The sequence below is a fragment of the Ruegeria sp. BI11 genome, assembly GCF_056538005.1.
Genome location: NZ_JBQFSM010000011.1, coordinates 1 through 18,529, shown reverse-complemented (window position 1 = coordinate 18,529; position 18,529 = coordinate 1). Strand labels below are relative to the sequence as shown.

Here is an 18,529-nt window from a genome sequence, read left to right as displayed (position 1 = left end):
GACATGCAAACCGTTGAGACGCCGCGTGTGGTCATCATCGGGGCTGGGCTAGCGGCAGTCTATGCAGCACTAAAACTGGCCCCTTGCCCGGTGGTGATGATTTCACCCGAACCGTTGGGGTCGGGCGCAAGCTCGGCCTGGGCTCAGGGTGGCGTTGCGGCGGCCATGGCACTGTCTGACAGCCCCGAGGCGCACGCGGACGACACCATGCGTGCCGGGGCCGGATCGGTCCTGCGCGAAGTGGCGGAATTCGTGACCAAAGCCGCGCCGGAACATATTTTTGACCTGTCTGACCTTGGCACTGGGTTTGACCGCACCGCTGATGGGGGCTTTGTGCAATCGCGTGAAGCCGCGCATTCCGCTGCCCGCGTGGTCCGCGTCAAGGGCGATCAGGCCGGGGCTGAAATCATGCGGGCGCTGAGTGTCGCCTTGCGTGAAACGCCTTCGATACAGGTGATTGAGGGAGCGTTGGCGGTCGGTTTGGAAAGCGATGGCGCGCAGGTCACCGGTGTATACCTGACCAGCGTTGACGCACCGAATGGTAAATCTGTTTTGCTGCGCGGTGCCGCGCATGTATTGGCCACGGGTGGGTCTTCTGGCCTATATGCTCAGACCACCAACCCTGCGCGCATCCGCGGGCAAGGGATCGGCATGGCGGCCCGAGCAGGTGCGCTGATTGCGGATGCAGAATTTGTACAGTTTCACCCAACCGCAATCGATGTGGGTGAGGATCCGACGCCGCTAGCAACCGAAGCCTTGCGCGGCGAAGGTGCCGTGCTGATCGACGGCTCCGGCCTTCGGTTCATGCCAGACATTCACCCCGACGCTGAACTGGCCCCGCGTGACACAGTTGCACGCGCCGTCTACCTGCAGGCCCAAGCAGGCAAGAACCCGGCGTTGGACACGCGCCAGGCCATCGGGGCCGAGATGGCAACGGAATTTCCGTCGGTCACCGAAGCGTGTCTGCGCAATGGTGTCGATCCCGCGACCGACCCCATCCCCGTGACCGCATCGGCGCATTACCACATGGGCGGGGTCGAAACCGACCTTGCCGGGCGTAGTTCACTGGCCGGCCTGTGGGTGTGTGGGGAGGCAGCCTCGACCGGATTGCACGGAGCCAACCGTCTGGCATCGAACGGGTTGTTAGAGGCGCTGGTTTTTGCTCGTTCCTGCGCCCGCGACATTGCGACCGTCGTGGCCGCGCAAGATGCACCTGAGGTGGACATCCGCTTTGCCACTGGTGGTGACGCAATTGATGAACAGGACGTAGCGACCTTACGAGAAACCATGACCGAGCATGTGGGCGTGGTCCGAGACGAAGCCGGCCTGCGCTGCGCCTTGACGAAAATCGCCGCGCTGGAAGCCAGGCATGCGAGCTCGGACCTCTTTCTTAACATGACCGCCACCGCTACCCTGATCGCGGCCGCTGCGCTGTTGCGTGAAGAAAGCCGTGGCGCGCATTACCGATCCGATTTCCCTGATCTCGCCGCAGGCCCTGGCCAACGCTCGGCCCTGACGCTGAGCGAGGCGCTGGCCCTGCGGGGCTGTATTGCAAAGGACTCAGCATGAATTACCCTGCCTTGCCTGACATGATCCTTGAACCGATGGTGCGGTCCGCGCTGATGGAGGATCTGGGTGCCAATGGCGATATCACCACACTGACTGTGATCCCCGCAGATGCTACCTGTTCCGCTCGACTTAACGCGCGTGAGGACGCAGTGGTCTCGGGTATGCAGGTGGCTGCACTAGCGTTCCGTTTGGTTGACCCGGCGCTGTGCGTCACTACACACATCGCCGACGGCCAACACTGTACCAAGGGCGATACGCTGATGGAGATCGAAGGCAGCGCTGCCTCGATCCTGTCAGGCGAGCGGGTAGCGTTAAATTATGCCGGGCGCATGGCTGGGGTGGCAACTGCGACTTCGGAATTGGTGGCCGAGACCAAAGGCACCAAGGCACGCATCACCTGCACCCGCAAAACCACGCCCGGCCTGCGCATTGTCGAGAAACAGGCGGTTCTGCACGGTGGCGGGTTCAATCACCGCTTTTCCCTGTCGGATGCGATCCTAATCAAGGACAACCACATCGCTGCCGCCGGCGGGGTGCGCGCCGTGCTTGAGGCCACCAAGGCCCGCGCCTCGCACATGATGAAGGTCGAGATCGAAGTGGACACGCTGGACCAACTGGCCGAGGTGCTGAAGGTCGGCGGAGCCGATGTGGTTTTGCTGGACAACATGTCGCCCGAGATGCTGAAACAGGCGGTGGCATTGGTTGGCGGTCGGCTCGTGACCGAGGCGTCGGGCAATATCAACCGAGACACGGTGGCTGCCGTGGCGGCGACAGGGGTGGATTACATTTCTTCCGGGGCGCTGACTCATTCCTATCGCACCATTGATTTTGGGCTGGACTTTTAAACCAGCGCGAACCCTCTTGCGGGCGCGGCTATCGTGCCCATCCATCCAACCAATCCCACTGCAATCGTGACCTATGTCAATGACAGTTCGGTGCGCGTGTTGTCCATTAGGCGCACTTTGTTGGCCGAGCTGTACAATCATGATTGCAGAGGTCAAGGACGGTTTGGGTTGTGATGACTGTCGACGGCCTAAGCTCTAACTAGCAAGAGGCTCACGCTGAGCGCGTCGGGTTTGAAGAAGTGTTTGACCAGTTGGAGGGCCCAAATGGCTGATGGATGTGGTTGCGACCAGCGCGCTCAGATGTATCTGACGGTGTCCGAGGCGCTGGCAAGGGGGCTGGCTGTTGCCGATCCGGTGACCGAAACGGAAACGCTTCCCTTGATCGACGCCATTGGACGGGTGTTGGCCGAGGATTGTTCCAGCAAGGTAGACATGCCGACTTTCGACAATTCAGCCATGGATGGCTATGCCGTTCGCATGGCTGATTTGGGTGATGGCCCCATTTTTAAACTGCCGATTGCCGGGCGTATCGCCGCTGGTGATACAGGCGCGCATTCCGCGCCAGCGGGTGCAGCGTTGCGTATTTTCACCGGTGCCCCGGTGCCTACTGATTTCGACGCCGTGCTGATGCAGGAGGATTGCGAAACCTCCATCGACGGCATCAGTTTTTCCCGCCGCCCCAAACCCGGCCAGCATATCCGCCGCATGGGTGAGGATTTGAAGACCGGCACGCCGATCCTGCGGCAGGGTTGTGAGATCACCGCACGCGAAGCCGCCGCGCTGGCCTCGGCCGGGTATGGCGAAGTGACAGTGTTCCGCAAGCTGAAGGTCACCATCTTTTCCACCGGCAACGAGCTGCGGCACCCCGGCGAATTGCTGGGGCCGGGCCAGATTTACAATTCGAACCGTTATATGCTGCGGGCTTTGCTGAACAAGCCGTGGATCGATCTAACGGACAAAGGCCCGGTCGATGATGACCCCAAGCAGCTGGAACAGGTGCTACGGCACGCCTGCGGCAACGCGGATCTGATTGTCACTACGGGTGGCGTTTCAGTGGGGGACGAAGATCATATGCCGCGCCTGTTTGCGGCCATTGGCGGCCGGACCGATGTGATGAAGGTGGCGATGAAACCGGGCAAACCAATCATGTTTGGCCGTCGAGGGCGTGCGCTCTATGTCGGGCTGCCGGGCAATCCGGTTTCGGCCTATGTGACTTGGCAGATCATCGGGTCGCAGATGATGATGCGCCGGGCTGGTCTGCGTTACACGCCGGTAACTCCGGAACAGGCAGTTCTGGCTGAGCCGCTTGAGCGTCACGCCGGACGTCAGGAATACCGGCCCGTTATGATCGACGGTACGACACCTGACGGCACTCCGCTGCTGCGCCTGATGGCCCCTTCATATAGTGGCAGGGTTGCGATGCTGGCGCATGCGGACGGTCTGGCTATCATTCCCGCAGAAACCGAGGCGTTGCCAAAGGGTCATGCGCTGCCGTTCCTACGTCTTTGAGGTCGACGTCCGGCTTAGCTGAGATTTTTGAACATATAGGTCGTGGGCTCTAACCGGTCTTCGAACGGATTGCGGCAATAGTTCGGAATCTCTCCGGCAATCTGAAAGCCCAGATTTTGATACAGGATACGCGACGGGTCAGTGCTGCGCGTGTCGAGTACCAGCAGAGTTCGCCCCAGACGGATCGCGCGATCCTGAAGCGCGGCCATCAAGCACCGCCCTAAACCCCGGCGTCTGGCCATGGGATGGACCAGCAGTTTGGCCACATCGGCGCGATGAGGTTGGTTTGGCATCGCCGCCGGGATCAGTTGCACCGTGCCCAGAATGCGTTCGTTGTTGCGAGCGACGAACAGGTCCAGTGCGTCGGCCTGCACAGCCGGCCGAACCCGGTCCTGCCAATAAGCGCGGGCCTGATCCGGTAGGAAGGGCAGGATGAATCCGATGCTGGCTCCGTCCTGAACACAGGCGTGCAGGATATCGCTCAGATCGTCCAACGCAGCATCAAAGCTGCCTTCGTCGAGGCGCAGGATCATATCAGCACCAAGAGGTACCGCGCCCCTCGCGTTGGCGCGGTCTCAAACCGGGTCGGGCCCGAAAGGTGATAACGCAGGCAATCCCCGCCGTTCAAATCATGGGCGACGCCGTCCACAGTCAGCGTCAGTGCCCCATCCAGCATGATCAGGTGATGTTCCTGCCCCGGTTTCGGAGGGGTGTCGTAGGTGATCACCGTATTGGGGGGCAGGTGGCCCTCCAGCACCTCTCCGCTGAGGCCAGTGGCAGGCGGCGATACCGAGCGGCGGGTGAAGCCAGTTTCCGGGTCGCGCCATTCGGGTTGCCGTTCAAACGGCACACGGGGGTCGAAACTGTCTTCGACCATCATCAACAGGCGCGACATCGGTAGACCATAAGCCGCGCAGAGCCGTCCCAGAGTTTCGGCGGTCGGGCTGACATCGCCCTTTTCCATTCGTGACAGCGTGGCACGGCTGATGCCACTGCGGTCGGCCAGTTGATCCAGAGCCCATCCATGGCTTCGGCGCAATTCGTTCAGACGGAAGGCGAGACGGTTTGAAAGGTCATCCAGCATGTTCAGATTGGAGAATTTCGTTCATTTATGGGAAATTTAATTAAAAAATAGTAAAGTTGCAATAGAAAAGGGCGCAGAATTCTCTACGCCCTTCTGACTGCTTGGGTTTTGTGCTCTGGATTAATTCCAGCCAACCTCGTTAAAGATTTTCTGCGCTTCAGGAAGGTTCTTGGCGACCTCGGACAGGTTCACCTCATCGGCTTTGAACTCGCCCAGTGACTTGACCGAGTCCACAAGTGCGACGCCTTTCACCGCCGGGAACTCGTCATTGCCAGCCGAGAAATATTGCTGGGCCGAGTCGCTGGCCAAATATTCCAGGAACAGGATGGCATTGTCTTTGTTCGGCGCATTCGCAGCAACACCGGCACCGGACAGGTTCATGTGCGCGCCTGTGCTGTCCTGGTTAGGGAACACCCAGCCGATCGAGTCGATATCTGACGAAACGCCTTTGACATCTTTGCGGATGGCGCGGGCAAAGTAATACGTGTTCGACACGGCGATATCGCATTCACCGGACACCAGACCACGCAGCTGGTCAGTGTCGCCGCCTTGCGGGTCGCGGGCCATATTGGCGACGATGCCTTCGGCCCAGGTTTTGGCGGCCTCGGAACCTTCATGGGTGATGATCGAGGCCAGTAGTGTCTGGTTATAAGTGTTGCTGGATGACCGGATGCAGATCAAACCTTTGTATTCCGGCTTGGCCAGATCGGCATATGTGGCCGGTGGGTTTGCCAGGTTTTCCTTGTCGAAAAAGATGATGCGGCCGCGCTGGGAAAAGCCGAACCACTCATTGTCGCTGTCCTGCAGGTTGGCGGGGATACGCTCTTCCAGAACAGCACTGTTGATGGATTGCAGGATGCCTGCGTTCTTGGCCCGTGCCAGACGCGAGGTATCAACGGTCAGCAAGATATCGGCGGGCGAATTCGCGCCCTCGGCTTCCATCCGCGCGATCAACTCATCCGCTTTGCCTTCGATGCGGTTGATGGTGATGCCGGTGGCCTCTTCGAAATCGCTGTATAGATTTTCGTCGGTGTCATAGTGGCGCGAGGAATAGAGGTTCAACTCACCCTCGGCGGCGGCAGAGGTTGCAATCAGGGCCGTCAGGGCGGCGGCAACGCAGGTAGAGGATTTCAGCATCATTTTTCCCAACATTGAAAACTGTGGCGGTTTGTCTGACTGAAATGGTCAATGAAACGATTCTTGGGGGGATGCAAGGAAATCCGACAAAAATAGTTGGTCAAATGGTCGCTGCTGGCGAACGAGCAGGGAATTCGCAAGCGGGTGCATGGAAATGTAGTGGAGACTTCTGTTGTGAAGCCGAAACGGTTCCGTGGGATGACAAATTTGACGGTTGGCTGCTTATACCGCAGGCAATCGTGATTTGTGATAAGCTAGGCACGTAAATCAGGAGAGACATTACGGTCCAAAGGAATGGAGATGGAACGCAAACTGGCGGCCATTCTGGCCACGGATGTTGTGGGGTTCTCTGGGTTGGTTTCGCGTGACGAGAGCGGAACATTAGCCAAACTGGTGCGCCTCGAACGCGAAGTCATCGGCATGCAGGTCGAAGCAAACCGAGGCCGAGTATTCAAGTCTACAGGTGACGGGTTCCTGGCCGAGTTCACCAGCGTTTTCGAAGCGGTCAATTGCGCAATTGGTATTCAAAGAGCGTCCGCACGCGAAGCCCGTCAATCGAACACGGACAATTCGCTCATTTTGCGCATCGGCGTTTCCCTCGGCGATGTGATGGTGCATGGGACAGATATACTGGGAGACGGCGTTAACATCGCAGCTCGGCTCGAAACAATGGCGGAACCGGGTGGAATAGCTGTTTCAAGCGAAGTGATGGCGCAAATAAGTGGCAAGGTGGACATTCCGCTTGTGGATTGCGGTCACAAACAACTTAAAAGCACGGATGCCCCGATTCATGTTTACATGACCCAGTCGAAACCTGGCGAAGAAGCGGGGTTCCTGGACTTTGATGAAGATGACTTGGCGAAAACTCTGGTAAAGGGTGGCTGCATTTGTGGAACTGTCCGATACGAAGTCAATGCGCCAGCAATCAGCACAGGCTATTGCCATTGCAGCTGCTGCAGAAAGTTTTCTGGCTCAGCGGTCAACGCATGGACGGCTTTTCCCGCTTCTGCCGTTCGATTTCTTGATCAAGAGCCAATCTATTTCGCAACCACGCCGATAGCGAAGCGCGGCTTCTGTGCAAACTGCGGCGCCAGCCTGACCTACAAGCTCGTGAAGCCGAGGGAAACGGCTTATCTGGTTCTCCACACTTCGAGCCTTGATCAGCCGGAAAAATTCGCCCCATCAGTCCACTCTGGGATAGAGAGCAAATTACCCTGGTTTGACATATTGGATGACTTGCCTCGCACACGATCCGCAGATTCCCGAGTGCTGCAAGAAGCATGGTCAAGTGTCGGTCTACCTGATCCCGAAACCTGGGGGCCTTTGGCCAAGCCGCGTGAGGTTTACTAACGTCCGCGCGTTGGCTGTTTTGTTATGATTGTGGGCATTACCGATCCCACAAAAAAAACCGCGCTCTGAGGCGCGGTTTCTTTAAACGTTATACGCAGTTCTCAGCCCTGACGAGCTTTGAACTTGCGCTGCGTCTTGTTGATCACGTAGACGCGGCCTTTGCGACGCACAACACGGCAATCACGGTGCCGGTTCTTGAGCGAGCGGAGCGAGTTCTTGACCTTCATTGGTCTGTCTCCAATCTGCGGCGCCTTCATCAAGGACGTGGCCAGCGCCTGGGTTAGCGGGTGCCCCGGAAACCCGGAACAGTTAAACGATGGTGGGCGGTACAAGGATCGAACTTGTGACCCCTTCGATGTCAACGAAGTGCTCTACCGCTGAGCTAACCGCCCACATAAACCTTTGCGTGCCCTGCCCCATAACGAAATGGGGCGCGGAACTCCGCGCCGGTAGCGGGGTCTATAAAAGGAGTCGCAAAGGGGTTCAAGGGGTTTGGTAGAACTATTTTCCGGTCTATGTTCAATGCGAACAAGGAGTCACCATGCAGAACGCGCCCTATGTATTGGATATGCCCGCCAGACGCACGTCATGCGTGGTGTTTTCTTCCCCTCATAGTGGTCGGAGTTACCCTGAATCGCTGCTGAACCGCACGGTTCTGACCGAAAATGTGATTCGATCTTCGGAAGATGCCTTTGTGGATCAGCTGTTTTCGACCGCGACCGAGTTTGGTGCGCCAATGATTTCGGCGGTGATGCCACGGGCGTATCTGGATCTGAACCGCAGTGCCGAGGAATTGGATCCCGCACTGATTCAAGGGGCGCAGCGATCCGGGCACAATCCGCGCGTGGCTTCGGGGTTGGGGGTGATTCCCCGCGTGGTAGCCAACGGGCGCGCGATTTATAATGGCAAGTTGACGATGGATGAGGCGCGCCTGCGCATTGATACCTGCTGGCGCCCCTATCATGCGCGGATCAAATCCCTGCTGGCCGAATCGCATGACGTGTTTGGGCATGCGATCCTGATTGATTGCCACTCGATGCCGCACGAGGCGGTCGCAATGGCCAGCAACGCGAAATCCAAACGGCCGGACGTGGTGCTGGGGGACAGATTCGGTGCTTCTGCCTCGATCGACGTGGTGGACCGGATCGAAGCGGCCTTTGTGTCTGCCGGGTTGAACGTGGCGCGCAACGCACCTTTTGCCGGGGCATATGTGACGCAGACCTATGGCCGCCCCGCCCGCCAGCAACATGCGGTGCAGATCGAAATCGATCGGGCGCTTTACATGGACGAGGCCAAGATCGTTCCGAATGAGAATTTCTCAGTGTTTCAGGAAATTCTACGCGACATCATTCGGGACATTACTCGTATTGGCGATGATCCAGTCCGTCTGGCTGCCGAGTAAGCTCAGCGCAATGCGCGGCCTTTCACAATAGCATCACTACCAAAGCGACGCCGAATCTCGTCGGTGGCCCGCTCCGCCTGTGATCGCTGGGCAGCACCGGGGTCCAGCAGATCGCCCGAGATATCGGCCTGCGCTTCAGGGCACAGATCGGACAGGCCTACGCCCAGCAGACGATAGGGCCCTTGATCCCCGACCTGATCGAACAACCCGCGGGCCGTGCGATAGATGCGGTCGGCAATCTGTGTAGCATCGCGTAGGGAAACCCGCCTGGTGATGATCTTGTGATTGACGCGTTTGAGTTTCAGCGTGACAACCCGCCCGGCCAGCCCTTTGGCTTTGGCGCGGTCGGCGACCTTTTCGGCCATGCGCCACAGATGACCGTCCAGAATATGCAGACTGGCGGTGTCCTCGAAAAATGTAGTCTCGTTGCTGATGGATTTCATCGGCTCATGGGCCGAGACGCGCCGTTTGTCCTGACCGCGCGCCAGATGCCATAGCCGAAAGCCCATTGATCCGAACCGCGCCGTCAGCGCCTCTTGATCCCAGCGCAGCAGGTCGGAGAAACTGCGGATACCCGCGCGATCCAGCGATTCCTGCGCAGCGGGTCCAATGCCCCAGATCAGCCGCACTGGTTTGTCATGCAGGAATTCAGGGGTTTCCGCCTTGCCGATCACCGAAAATCCACGCGGCTTGTCGAGGTCCGAGGCGACTTTGGCCAGAAACTTGTTATGCGACAGACCGATGGAACCGGTCACACCCAGCTCATCCTTCATGCGCCTTACCAGCCGCGCCAGCATGACGGCAGGCGGTGCGCCATGCAGGCGCTGCGTGCCGGACAGATCCATGAACGCCTCGTCCAGCGACAGAGGTTCGACCACCGGCGTCAGTTCATCCATCATCTTGCGAATCTCGCGCGACACTTGGGCATAGACTGACATGCGCGGCTTGATCACAACCGCATCGGGGCAGAGCTGCAGGGCTCTGAACATTGGCATGGCCGACCGCACGCCGCGAATGCGTGCGACATAGCAAGCGGTGGATACGACGCCCCGTTTGCCGCCGCCAATGATCACCGGCTTGTCGGCAAGTTCTGGGTTGTCGCGCTTTTCGACCGAAGCATAGAAGGCATCGCAATCCATATGCGCGATTGACAGATCAAACAGCTCGGGATGCGCCTTGATCCGCGGGCTGCCACAGGTGGGGCAACGCCGTTCGTCGGTCAATTCGGTCAGGCAATCTCGGCAGAGACCAGGCATGAAATCTTTCCGCCTTTCATGCGATTCAATCAGCCGTTTTCTTATACCAGCCCCAATCGCAGCACGAAATGCCGTCAGTGGCAGCTAAAACGCTCTTGTTCGAAAGAAGACCCCCCGCGAAGAGGCGGGGGGAGGTGACGGACCTCAGGAAGAGAGGGTCCGTGGGGAGTATCACTTCATTAGAATCGCTCAAAATCGCGGATTTCGACAGGACCTAGATCACACAAGCGAAACACGCATATTTCATGTGTGTTTTGGGGCACAGGGACGATTTGGCGCGGTTGGGCCAGAAAGTGACGTAAGGTCAACCGGTTGCAGGTCGTTTATGCGCAGAAATCCGCTGATTTCGCTGTGCTGTTCAGTGACGTGTCAAGGAATTTAACTCAGCAAGAACCGCCTCGGCCGCAGCTTTCGGGTCCTGTGCCTGATAGATCGGGCGGCCGACAACGATGTGATCGGCGCCGTCGCCTATAGCACTGGCCGGGGTTGCCACACGTTTCTGATCGCCCAGAGCCGCGCCTGCCGGTCGGACGCCCGGGGTGACGATCAGGCGGTCTTCGGCCTGGGGCAGGGCGCGGATCAGCGCGGCCTCTTGCGGGCTGGCGATGACGCCATCGGCTCCAGCCTCCAAAGCCTTCGCCGCGCGTTCAACCACCAGTTCCTGCACATCACCCTTTTTTAGCAGGCTGGCATCCAGATCGTCGCGGTTCAGCGAGGTCAGGATGGTCACGGCGAGGATTTTGAGATCCTTGCCCGAGGCGCCTTCTTTCGCGGCGCGCACCACGTGGGGGTCACCATGTACGGTCAGGAAATCCAGATCGAACTGCGCCAGCCCGCGTACGGCGTTTTCCACCGTGTTGCCAATATCGAACAGCTTCATGTCCAGAAAGATGCGCTTGCCATGATCCTGTTTCAGCTCATTGGCCAAGGCCAGCCCGCCGCCGGTCAACATGCCCAGCCCAATCTTATAAAAAGAAACGGCATCCCCCAGCCGCTCGGCCATGGCCAGACCTTGCAAGGCGTTCGGAACATCAAGGGCGACGATCAGGCGGTCATCAGACATGGGGCAAGCTCCTTTTTGGCAAACGTCTGCGTCCTAACGGGTTCCGCGCCTTGTGTCCATGCAGGACCGTCGGATGATCGGGATCAAGCAGCATAATCCGACCTGTGCTATGGTGCGGATCATTCAAACAAGCATTTCGGATGGGGGGACTATGAAACGGCTTATAGGTGTTGGGGTGTTGCTGGCCATGGCAGGGTGTCAGGACATGCCGTTAGAGACAGAGGCCGCAGATACATTCATCGTTTCGCCGACAAACGAGGATCTGCGTCTTGTGCGGGGCTACAGGTCGACTGATGACGATTGCCAACTGACCGGAGAAACAGCCTTTACCGTCGATTTTCTGGATGATGCGGCTGATCTTGTGTCCTGCCCGTCAGGCAGCGATGCAGCGCAGTCCTTGGTCGAAATGTACAGTGCGCGGCAGGTGGCGAAAACCGGGGGGTATACGGTGTATTCCGTGCCGCGTCGTTGACTTGGTAGATATATGTGCTTTCTAAAAGGGATTGGAGGGTCACGAAAATAGATCCATCAGGCGATCATCAATTTCAGCAAAGATGTTAACGTGCCTGAGCTTACGCGGTGCCACCCGGTTTTCCGTCCGGTTCACCGTCTTCATGGATTCCGCCAAAAAAGGCGCAGCCTGCTGCGATGCGGTCAGCAAGGGTACAATGGCGTTCGCAGCGCCCTGGGGGGTGGTAACATTGGCTTTCCGACGTTGCCCCTGCCCCCAGCGAATAAGTGCATTTTGACGATAAGTTCGTTCTTCCGCAGGGGTTCTACCCAAATCTTCTATGTCAGCTTCCAAAGCTTGGGCACGTTTTTGAAGAGACGCCTGGTTCGCCAGCGGAAAGTGGATGAGAGCAAGGTCTGGGTCGTGCGCCCAATCACCAAATGCACCGTGCGCACCCAGTGAAAACTTGATTGGGCGACCCAGAACTGATGGTTTTGAATAACGCGGGGAAAATTTAAGAAACCAGCGGGAATCATTCTGCGGCATGACCTCAAAGCCGACCGCGCCAATAACTGTTTGAGGCGTTTTGCGTTCCAAAACCTGAAGGATGGTCTCGTCCGAGCGCCTGGATATGATGATTTCGTCAACGTCTCCGCAGATCACCCAATCATGCGAGATGCTGAGAACAGTGCACAGGTCGGACAGCATGCGCCAACGCTGTTCGTCAAAGTCTTCGGGAAGCTGATTCCGAGGTATTCTGATGTGGTTGCAGTTTTTCGCTAACTCACAGTGAACCGGATCATCTCCATGGCTGATGACGTATAGATTCTTTTCCCCTAACAGTTGGCCGTAATATTGAATCCATTTCTTCAAATACCAATGATCTTTGTAGACCATTGTAACGGCGCAGATTTTCAAATCGCATTCTCCCAAAAGTGGGGCGAACGTAGTTAAGCGTCTGGTTGTCAGCAAGGGCAATTTTGCCGGATTTTCGCACTTTGGAAGGTCAAATTTTTCCCGAGATTTTCAAATAAGCGAGGTTGCCGCTATTTTATTCTGATGACCGGCAGGTCGATAGAAAGATTAGGTTTCAGTTTCGCGAGGTTATGTCTTGAACCTTCAAAGATATTTCCCAAATTGAATGTGAGGCCCGGACCGACGCGTGCCGCCAAGCGGGCGCATCACATTCAGGGCGCTTGAGATAAAGGAGAATGCTATGGACTTGAACAAGTTCACCGAGCGGGCACGGGGATTCGTGCAGGCCGCGCAGACCATTGCACTGCGCGAAGGGCACCAGAGGTTGGAGCCCACACATATTTTGAAAGCATTGATGGATGACGATCAGGGGCTGGCCAGCAACCTGATCACACGTGCAGGCGGCGCGCCGAACCGCGTGGTCGAAGCGCTGGACGCTGCGATGGCCAAAATCCCGAAGGTCAGCGGCGACGCCAGCCAGATTTACATGGACGGTCAGACTGCCAAAGTCCTGGACGAAGCCACCAAGATCGCCACCAAGGCGGGTGACAGCTTTGTGCCGGTCGAACGCGTGTTGATGGCGCTATGCATGGTGAAATCCAAAGCCAAGGATGCTTTGGACGCTGGTGCCGTATCCGCTCAGAAACTGAACGAAGCGATCAACGACATCCGCAAGGGTCGCACCGCTGACAGCGCGTCGGCGGAAGAGGGTTATGACGCGCTCAAGAAATACGCGCGCGATCTGACCGAGGCAGCCGCCGAAGGCAAGATCGACCCGATTATTGGGCGGGATGAAGAAATCCGTCGCTCGATGCAGGTTCTATCGCGTCGTACCAAGAACAATCCGGTTCTGATCGGGGAACCCGGCGTCGGTAAGACCGCGATTGCCGAAGGTATGGCCCTGCGCATCGTCAACGGTGACGTGCCGGAATCACTGAAGGACAAGAAACTGCTGGCGCTCGACATGGGTGCGCTGATCGCTGGTGCGAAATACCGGGGTGAGTTCGAAGAGCGCCTCAAGGCGGTTCTGACCGAAGTGACCGAGGCCGCCGGTGAGATCATCCTGTTCATCGACGAGATGCACACGCTGGTCGGGGCCGGTAAATCCGACGGCGCGATGGATGCAGCCAACCTGATCAAGCCAGCGCTTGCCCGGGGGGAGTTGCATTGTATCGGCGCGACCACGCTGGATGAGTACCGCAAATACGTCGAAAAAGACGCGGCCCTTGCGCGCCGGTTCCAACCTGTAATGGTCACCGAACCGACGGTCGAGGACACGATCAGCATCCTGCGCGGCATCAAGGAAAAGTACGAGCTGCACCACGGCGTGCGCATCTCGGACTCGGCACTGGTGTCGGCGGCGACGCTTTCGCATCGCTATATCACCGACCGTTTCTTGCCCGACAAAGCCATCGACCTGGTCGATGAAGCCGCGTCGCGTCTGAGGATGGAGGTGGATTCCAAGCCGGAAGAACTCGATCAGCTAGACCGTCAGATCCTGCAGATGCAGATCGAGGAAGAAGCGCTGAAGCTTGAGGATGACGCGGCCTCCAAAGATCGACTGGAAACCTTGCAAAAGGATCTGGCCGATCTGCAGGAGAAATCCGCCGAGATGACCGCCCAGTGGCAGGCCGAACGCGACAAGCTGGCAGGTGCACGGGATCTGAAAGAACAGCTCGACAAGGCGCGCGCTGATCTGGAGATCGCCAAGCGCGAAGGCAACCTCGCCAAGGCGGGTGAGCTGTCTTATGGCGTCATCCCCGAGCTTGAAAAAAAATTGACCGAGGCCGAGAACGCCGAAAGCAACGCTATGATGGCCGAGGAAACGGTGCGCCCGGAACAGATTGCCTCTGTGGTAGAGCGCTGGACGGGTATCCCGACCTCGAAAATGCTTGAAGGTGAGCGCGAGAAGCTGCTGCGGATGGAAGACGATCTGCATTCCCGCGTGATCGGTCAGGATGCGGCGGTCACCGCTGTCGCCAACGCCGTGCGCCGTGCGCGCGCGGGCCTGAATGACGAAGGTCGTCCGCTTGGTTCGTTTCTATTCCTCGGCCCGACCGGTGTGGGTAAGACCGAGCTAACCAAGGCCGTGGCGAACTTCCTGTTCGACGACGACAACGCGATGGTGCGCATCGACATGTCTGAGTTCATGGAGAAACACGCAGTCGCCCGTCTGATCGGTGCCCCTCCGGGTTATGTCGGCTATGACGAAGGCGGTGTGCTGACCGAAGCCGTACGGCGCAGGCCCTATCAGGTCGTGCTGTTTGACGAGGTCGAGAAGGCGCACCCGGACGTGTTCAACGTGCTGTTGCAGGTTCTCGATGATGGCGTACTGACCGATGGTCAGGGTCGTACCGTGGACTTCAAGCAGACGCTGATCATTCTGACATCGAACCTCGGGTCTCAGGCGCTCAGCCAGTTGCCTGAAGGTGCGGACAGCGCACAGGCACGGCGCGACGTGATGGATGCTGTACGAGCGCATTTCCGGCCGGAATTCCTGAACCGTCTGGACGAGACGATTATCTTTGACCGGCTCAAACGCGCCGATATGGATGGCATCGTCGATATCCAGATGGCACGCCTGCAGAAACGTCTGGCCGCCCGCAAGATCGAGCTGGCGTTGGACGATGGCGCGAAGGAATGGCTGGCGAACGAAGGCTATGATCCGGTCTTCGGGGCACGTCCACTGAAACGCGTGATCCAGCGCGCCTTGCAAAATCCGCTTGCCGAGGCGCTGCTGGCCGGTGAGATCAAGGATGGCGAAACCGTCCCCGTGACCGCCGGGGCCGAAGGGCTGATCATCGGCGACCGACTGGGCACGTCGGAACGCCCGCGCCCGGACGATGCCGTGGTGCATTGATCTGTTGGATAAAACCAGAAAGACCCGCCAATCCGGCGGGTCTTTTCTTATGTCTCGGCAAAATGCCGATCCAAGAATGCGGCAATCTCCGTCAGCGAAGCATCGGCTTCGGGTATGTCCGGATAAAACTCAAACACGTGCCACATGCCTTCCCATATGCGCAGGGTGCAATCGGCACCTGCCTTGCGCAGCAGCCGATCCAGACGCACGCAACCGCTGAGCAGATGGTCGCGGGTTCCCGAAGTCAGAAAAACGGGCGGAAAGGTTTCGTCGAACAGGCCGAAAATAGGGGACACATCGGGGGACGTCAGGTCGACCTCAGTGGAAACATAATGGTCGCGAAAAAAGTCGATCTCGGACTGGTTCAGAAATGGATCGCGATCTGCCAGTCCGCTGTCACCGGGGTTCTGCAGGTCGACAAAAGGTGAAAGCAGGGCCAGTGCCTTTGGCAACGGGCCGCCATTTGCGCGCAACCGGTGAATGGCAGCCAATGCAAGGTTACCCCCGGCGGATTCTCCACACAGACAAGCGCCGGGGTTTTCGGAGAAAACAGACGTGATGACCGCCGTGCAGGCATCAAGGGCGGCTGGGTATGGCGACTCAGGGGCCAGGGGATAGCTCGGCGCAATCACGACTGCGCCGGTTTTCGCGGCTAACCAAGCAGAGATCGGCAAATCCTCAAAAGGACTGCCAAGGGTAAAGCCGCCGCCGAACAGATAGACCAAACTGCGGCCGGGTAGCGGTTCGGGAGGTGTGATAACCATGCATTGCACGCCTTCAACCGTCTGCTCGGACAGAGTGACACCGGATTTTTCAATGACCGCGTTGCAACTGTCTTTGTATTCATCACGCGATGCGGCCCGCATTTCGGGCAAAGGCTTGCTTAAATCTCGGCTGACGGCCTGTTCGGCATAGGATGCTGCCTTGGCACTGATTGCGGCAGGGGCGGGGATGGGTTTGTATATTCTGTCGTTCATACCATTGATTTCGGGATGTCAGCGGGTGTCAACGATCTGCTTTATATTTCAGTGGAGGGGTGCTGCGACCGTTTCCCTAAACGCTGCATTTCTTCTGTCGATCTACCGCAATCCCTGCACGTTTTGAGCATGAAATGCAAAGTTCAGCTTAGCTGGCAAAGTCGTGCAAGCCGCACCAATAGGTCAATACGTTACAATCTCGTCTCTCAATCGTGACGCCTGTTTCCTTGGCTCTGTGCTATCAGCGGTCTACCTCATACCCGAGCGTATTGAAGACGGAGACATACATGGCGCATCGCTGGACCAACACATTGACACATGCTGACGTTACCCCTCGGGCGGCGTTTCTGAACCGGCGCCAGGTCATGGCCGGGCTGGCAGGTGTCGGACTGGCAGGGATGGCGCGCGGTGCCGCGGCACAAGAGGCACTGGAGCCGAACACCTGGGAAGAGATCACCTCGTACAACAATTTCTACGAGTTCGGCACCGGCAAAGATGATCCGGCCAAATATGCCGGTGCCCTGACCACCGAACCATGGAGTGTCAAAATTGACGGTCTGGTCGATAATCCGGGCGACTATGACTTTAAGGATATCATGTCCGAGATGACGGTCGAGGAGCGCATCTACCGTTTCCGCTGCGTCGAGGCCTGGTCGATGGTGATTCCGTGGAACGGATTCGAACTGGCTGATCTGCTGAATATGGCGGGCATTCAGGAAGGCGCCAAATACGTGGCCTTTGAAACCGCCCTTATCCCGGATGAGATGCCGGGCGTGCGTTACCCGATTCTGGAATGGCCCTACCGCGAGGGTCTGCGCCTGGATGAGGCGATGCATCCGCTGACCATCATGGCTACGGGTATTTATGACCGCCCGATTCCAAATCAGAACGGTGCGCCGCTGCGTTTGGTGGTGCCTTGGAAATACGGCTTCAAGTCGATCAAGTCGATCGTGCGGATCACTCTGACAGAAGAAGAGCCGCCCACCAGTTGGAACATGTCCGCTCCGCGGGAGTATGGCTTCTATAGTAATGTGAACCCGAACGTGAACCATCCGCGCTGGTCGCAAGCTTCGGAACGAGAGATCGGCGGCGGTCTCTTTACCAAGCGTATCCCGACCCTGATGTTCAACGGATATGAGAAAGAGGTCGCAGGGCTGTACGAAGGCATGGATCTTTCGCAATACTATTAAACCTATGCAGCAGGTGAATCAGATATTACGCCGTATTCCCGTTTGGGCGGTGTACTTGATCGGGGCGCTTCCGGCGCCCTGGCTGTTTTATCAGGGGCTGACAGGCGGGCTTGGCGTGAACCCGATCGAGGCGTTGGAGCATCGGTATGGAGAGCTGGCGTTGCAGCTTCTGATCGGTGTGCTGGCTATTTCTCCGTTGCGGCGATTCCTTGGTCTGAATCTGCTGAAGTTCCGCCGAGCGCTGGGCGTGCTGACCTTCGCCTACGTTACGCTGCATCTGTTGGTGTGGTTGGTGTTGGACGTGCAGGTGCCCAGACAGATTTGGGCGGATATCGTCAAACGTCCTTATATCACGGTCGGCATGGCTGCCTTCGTCCTGATGCTGCCCTTGGCGGTGACGTCGAATAATCTGTCGGTACGGAAATTAGGCCCGCGTTGGCGCAGCTTGCAACGTCTGGTCTTTCCTGCGGCGATTCTGGGAGGGTTGCATTATGTCATGCTGGCCAAAGGCTTTCAGGTTGAGCCGCTAGTCTATCTGTCCGCAATTGTCGGCCTGTTGTTGTTGCGTTTGCCAATATCCGGAGTGCTGACTCGGACGGGTCAGGCCGATTCCACCTGACTCGTCGCTGAGTCTGTGGGTAACCCTGTGCAAAAGCCGGGATTCGGGGTGGGGTGCCCTGCGTTTTGTACATTTCGCGAAATAAGATACCATTTAAGTAATTGATTTATTGATAATAATAAGGAGTTCGCGGTTTTTTGCGAGTTTGCCGAATTTTCCACTTGCGGCTATTGGAGGTAAACCTTAGAACCCCCTTCACCGGCGCTGCTGAGGCGCTGGGACGCGGCGGAAGCGGCGGAGAC

At 57.9% G+C, this 18,529-nt stretch carries 17 protein-coding genes and 1 tRNA gene; 9 read left to right on the top strand and 9 right to left on the bottom strand.

The features are described from left to right. Positions 1–3 precede the first annotated feature (3 nt). From ACR0DT_RS19420 to ACR0DT_RS19410, 3 genes are all read left to right on the top strand, one after another. A complete protein-coding gene (locus ACR0DT_RS19420; RefSeq protein WP_480712341.1) occupies positions 4–1,569 on the top strand; it encodes an L-aspartate oxidase in 1,566 nt (521 codons plus the stop codon). After that, the gene (gene nadC / locus ACR0DT_RS19415) at positions 1,566–2,414 is read left to right on the top strand and encodes a carboxylating nicotinate-nucleotide diphosphorylase (RefSeq protein ID WP_480712340.1); all 849 of its coding nucleotides are present in this window, start codon (positions 1,566–1,568) and stop codon (positions 2,412–2,414) included. The genes ACR0DT_RS19420 and nadC overlap by 4 nt, the downstream gene beginning before the upstream one ends. A gap of 264 nt (positions 2,415–2,678) precedes the next feature. After that, positions 2,679–3,923: a molybdopterin molybdotransferase MoeA gene (locus ACR0DT_RS19410; RefSeq protein WP_480712339.1), complete on the top strand. Its 1,245-nt coding sequence runs from the start codon at positions 2,679–2,681 to the stop codon at positions 3,921–3,923. A gap of 14 nt (positions 3,924–3,937) precedes the next feature. Here ACR0DT_RS19410 and ACR0DT_RS19405 read toward each other — a convergent pair whose 3' ends face one another. The 3 genes from ACR0DT_RS19405 to ACR0DT_RS19395 form a co-directional block, all read right to left on the bottom strand. Then, positions 3,938–4,456: an N-acetyltransferase family protein gene (locus ACR0DT_RS19405; RefSeq protein WP_480712338.1), complete on the bottom strand. Its 519-nt coding sequence runs from the start codon at positions 4,454–4,456 to the stop codon at positions 3,938–3,940. Further along, the gene (locus ACR0DT_RS19400; protein ID WP_480712337.1) at positions 4,453–5,007 is read right to left on the bottom strand and encodes a helix-turn-helix domain-containing protein; all 555 of its coding nucleotides are present in this window, start codon (positions 5,005–5,007) and stop codon (positions 4,453–4,455) included. The genes ACR0DT_RS19405 and ACR0DT_RS19400 overlap by 4 nt, the downstream gene beginning before the upstream one ends. Positions 5,008–5,127: 120 nt before the next feature. Then, positions 5,128–6,144: a Fe(3+) ABC transporter substrate-binding protein gene (locus ACR0DT_RS19395; RefSeq protein ID WP_480712336.1), complete on the bottom strand. Its 1,017-nt coding sequence runs from the start codon at positions 6,142–6,144 to the stop codon at positions 5,128–5,130. A gap of 300 nt (positions 6,145–6,444) precedes the next feature. Here ACR0DT_RS19395 and ACR0DT_RS19390 point away from each other — a divergent pair, with 300 nt between their 5' ends. Continuing rightward, entirely contained in the window at positions 6,445–7,494 is a 1,050-nt protein-coding gene (locus ACR0DT_RS19390; RefSeq protein WP_480712335.1) for a GFA family protein, read from the top strand. Between the two features lie 101 nt (positions 7,495–7,595). Here ACR0DT_RS19390 and ykgO read toward each other — a convergent pair whose 3' ends face one another. Together ykgO and ACR0DT_RS19380 are read right to left on the bottom strand one after the other, a co-directional pair. Further along, entirely contained in the window at positions 7,596–7,721 is a 126-nt protein-coding gene (ykgO, locus tag ACR0DT_RS19385) for a type B 50S ribosomal protein L36 (RefSeq protein ID WP_005648635.1), read from the bottom strand. A gap of 90 nt (positions 7,722–7,811) precedes the next feature. Beyond that, positions 7,812–7,886: transfer RNA gene (locus tag ACR0DT_RS19380), tRNA-Val, on the bottom strand. 149 nt (positions 7,887–8,035) lie between these two features. On the opposite strand from ACR0DT_RS19380, the gene ACR0DT_RS19375 reads away from it, so the two are divergent. Then, positions 8,036–8,896: an N-formylglutamate amidohydrolase gene (locus tag ACR0DT_RS19375; RefSeq protein WP_480712334.1), complete on the top strand. Its 861-nt coding sequence runs from the start codon at positions 8,036–8,038 to the stop codon at positions 8,894–8,896. A 2-nt stretch (positions 8,897–8,898) separates the two neighbouring features. Here the strand turns inward: ACR0DT_RS19375 and ACR0DT_RS19370 are convergent, their stop codons facing one another. Beyond that, positions 8,899–10,152 carry a DNA polymerase IV gene (locus ACR0DT_RS19370; RefSeq protein ID WP_480712333.1) on the bottom strand — a complete coding sequence of 418 codons (1,254 nt, stop codon included), beginning with the start codon at positions 10,150–10,152 and terminating at the stop codon, positions 8,899–8,901. 358 nt (positions 10,153–10,510) lie between these two features. Beyond that, the gene (pyrF, locus tag ACR0DT_RS19365; RefSeq protein WP_480712332.1) at positions 10,511–11,215 is read right to left on the bottom strand and encodes an orotidine-5'-phosphate decarboxylase; all 705 of its coding nucleotides are present in this window, start codon (positions 11,213–11,215) and stop codon (positions 10,511–10,513) included. A 73-nt stretch (positions 11,216–11,288) separates the two neighbouring features. On the opposite strand from pyrF, the gene ACR0DT_RS19360 reads away from it, so the two are divergent. Continuing rightward, entirely contained in the window at positions 11,289–11,687 is a 399-nt protein-coding gene (locus ACR0DT_RS19360) for a hypothetical protein (protein WP_480712331.1), read from the top strand. A gap of 39 nt (positions 11,688–11,726) precedes the next feature. On the opposite strand, the gene ACR0DT_RS19355 is transcribed toward ACR0DT_RS19360, so the two are convergent. Next, complete coding sequence (locus ACR0DT_RS19355; protein ID WP_480712330.1) at positions 11,727–12,584, bottom strand: glycosyltransferase family 2 protein; 858 nt, start codon at positions 12,582–12,584, stop codon at positions 11,727–11,729. Between the two features lie 298 nt (positions 12,585–12,882). On the opposite strand from ACR0DT_RS19355, the gene clpB reads away from it, so the two are divergent. Continuing rightward, positions 12,883–15,501, top strand: coding sequence for an ATP-dependent chaperone ClpB (gene clpB / locus ACR0DT_RS19350; protein WP_480712329.1), 2,619 nt, complete (start codon positions 12,883–12,885; stop codon positions 15,499–15,501). Positions 15,502–15,548: 47 nt separating this feature from the next. Here clpB and ACR0DT_RS19345 read toward each other — a convergent pair whose 3' ends face one another. Continuing rightward, complete coding sequence (locus ACR0DT_RS19345) at positions 15,549–16,478, bottom strand: alpha/beta hydrolase (RefSeq protein ID WP_480712328.1); 930 nt, start codon at positions 16,476–16,478, stop codon at positions 15,549–15,551. 287 nt (positions 16,479–16,765) lie between these two features. On the opposite strand from ACR0DT_RS19345, the gene msrP reads away from it, so the two are divergent. Together msrP and msrQ are read left to right on the top strand one after the other, a co-directional pair. Then, entirely contained in the window at positions 16,766–17,668 is a 903-nt protein-coding gene (gene msrP, locus ACR0DT_RS19340) for a protein-methionine-sulfoxide reductase catalytic subunit MsrP (RefSeq protein ID WP_480712327.1), read from the top strand. A gap of 4 nt (positions 17,669–17,672) precedes the next feature. Continuing rightward, the gene (msrQ, locus tag ACR0DT_RS19335; RefSeq protein WP_480712326.1) at positions 17,673–18,287 is read left to right on the top strand and encodes a protein-methionine-sulfoxide reductase heme-binding subunit MsrQ; all 615 of its coding nucleotides are present in this window, start codon (positions 17,673–17,675) and stop codon (positions 18,285–18,287) included. Positions 18,288–18,529: the final 242 nt, after the last annotated feature.